Source organism: Thermoactinomyces sp. CICC 10521, assembly GCF_016055135.1.
Lineage (GTDB): Bacteria > Bacillota > Bacilli > Thermoactinomycetales > Thermoactinomycetaceae > Thermoactinomyces_A > Thermoactinomyces_A daqus.
On the sequence record NZ_JAECVZ010000074.1, the window covers coordinates 1 to 2,164 of the forward strand.

The following is a 2,164-nucleotide window of genomic DNA, read 5'->3' on the forward strand; positions in this document are numbered from 1 at the left end:
TGTCAACGCCGGGATTAAATTGACCCACTTCAGCCGGTTTAAAATTGACCCACCCCGGTGCCTCATTTAGCCTTTGAAGGTTCCCCGTAAACTCCACTCGTCAGCTTCTCACGCAATCGGTAACTCTGTCCACGGATATTCAATACGTGTGAATGGTGAAGCAATCGATCCAACACCGCAGTTGCCAGGATCGGATCACCCAAAAGCTCTCCCCACTCCCCAAAACTTTTATTGCTGGTAAGCAAAATGCTTCCACGTTCGTATCTGGCACCGACGACCTGAAAGAACAGGTTGGCTGCCAAGCTATCCAGGGGGAGGTAGCCCACTTCATCAATCACCAGAACTTTGGGCCGTATATACACTCTGAGCCGTTTGTCCAAGCGGTTTTCCTCATAAGACTTGCGGAGGTCTTCAACCAGATGCGTCAGACTCACGAAGTAGACGGAGAGTCCTTTGGCGATGGCCTCTATGGCCATCGCAATGGCCAGGTGCGTTTTTCCCACGCCCGGTGGTCCGAGCAGGATCAGGTTTTCATTCCGCTGAACGAAGGTCATGGTGGCCAGTTCCCGGACGAATCTTTCGTCGAGGCTGGGTTGAAAAGAGAAGTCGAAGTCGTCCAGGCTCTTCCGGTAAGGGAGACGTGCCAATTTGGTGCGAACCTCGAGATTCCGACGCTTTCGCTCCGTCAGTTCTGCTTCCAACAACTCTCCCAAAAACGCCAGGTATGTGTACTGTGCATGTTGTGCGGCTTTCAGCCGCACATCCAGAAGCTCGGAAGCCCGATGGAGACCCAATTCCTCGAGCCGAAAGCGGACTTGTTCCAGTTCCGTCATGGGCTCACCCCTGTCAATTGCTCGTACACCTCAAGTGAGCGAACTTCCACGTCATGAACGGGAATCTGTGTTGCACGGGGGCGTGGAACCAGATAACCCTGCGCAAGCGTGAGCCCCTTGTATTGGTCGGGACAAGTTCGGATCTCTCTGGACTTTGTGGTCTTTTCATGCCTGGATATCAACTCGTATCCGATCTGGACCTCCACCTGGCCGTTTCTCTCAAAGACGGTGACTTCCCGGCCACTGTAGCGCCAAGGAACGCCATATCGCGCTCCGTCGTAGCTCACAAATCCGTCCTGGCTCACCCGGCGTCGTTCCAACAGATATGGCTTCCAGTGTTCTCTCGGGGGAAGGCACTTCAGCTTTTCCTGTTTCAGACGATCGCAAGGCCGTTCACCGGTTGTCCCGTGGATTCGGCGATTCTTCTCATCGCACCAGGAGATTGCTTGTCGGTTCAAATCTTCCAGATCCACAAACCGCCGACCAGGCAGAAAGTTTTCTTTCACAAACCGGATGCTACGCTCCACCTTGCCTTTCGTTTGGGGCCGCCGGACACGACAGACGCGTGGAACAAATCCCGCTGTCGCCGCGAAGTCGGCGAACAGCGCGTGCCACCGCGGTTTCCGGTCATTCTCCATCCCCAGGATCACCGTTTTCATCCGATCCGTTAGGATGACCTCCGGAATCCCACCGAAATACTCAAACGCATGAACCATGCAGCGGAGGAAACTGTGAATGTCGCATCGCTTGGCAAACTCCACGTAGATCGCCCGAGAGTAGCCGAGCACCATGACAAACACGGGTACTTTGTGCACTTGTCCCTCCGGGTCGGTGTACTCACAAATCCCCCAGTCCACTTGCGCTTGTTCACCGGGACGCGTCTCGTATCTCTGAACAGCGGGAAGCTGTTTGGGAGGCCGGAAAGCTTTGATGTAGTCTTTGAGGATGGTACGGCCTCCCTGGTAACCATGCTCTTGAAGAAGTCGAAAGAGAACTTCGCAATTGAAGATGCCTTGTTCCATGTACTGATGAATCAGCGGTTTGAAGGGATCCAGTTTGGATGGCCGCTTAGAGCGGGGCTTCCGCTCCGGAAGCCCCTGAGTGCGAAGATACCGTCGAACGGTATTGCGGGCATGTCCAGTTTCTCTCGAAATAGCCCGAATACTCTTGCCAATCGCCTTCAATTCGTGTAATTTAATCACAGTCCCACTCCCTAACATAGATCCCCCTCCGAAGAAATTTGGCGGTATTATTCGAAGGGGATTTATTCGACGGGGAGTGGGTCAATTCTTTTTCGGCGATCCTGGGTCAATTATAGACCGGCGGTAACA

The 2,164-nt window shown here is 53.7% G+C and carries 2 protein-coding genes; both read right to left on the reverse strand.

Annotated features, from left to right (window positions below):
- Window positions 1–62: 62 nt before the first annotated feature.
- The gene (gene istB, locus I8U17_RS17985) at window positions 63–833 is read right to left on the reverse strand and encodes an IS21-like element helper ATPase IstB (RefSeq protein ID WP_033101634.1); all 771 of its coding nucleotides are present in this window, start codon (window positions 831–833) and stop codon (window positions 63–65) included.
- Window positions 830–2,053, reverse strand: a complete 1,224-nt coding sequence (gene istA, locus I8U17_RS17990; protein WP_181735450.1) for an IS21 family transposase — start codon at window positions 2,051–2,053, stop codon at window positions 830–832. The genes istB and istA overlap by 4 nt, the downstream gene beginning before the upstream one ends.
- Window positions 2,054–2,164 lie beyond the last annotated feature (111 nt).

Bases quoted from the DNA above. Each gene is read 5' to 3' on its own strand.
- istB (WP_033101634.1), bottom strand. From the start codon at position 833: ATGACGGAACTGGAACAAGTCCGCTTTCGGCTCGAGGAATTGGGTCTC.
- istA (WP_181735450.1), bottom strand. From the start codon at position 2,053: ATGTTAGGGAGTGGGACTGTGATTAAATTACACGAATTGAAGGCGATT.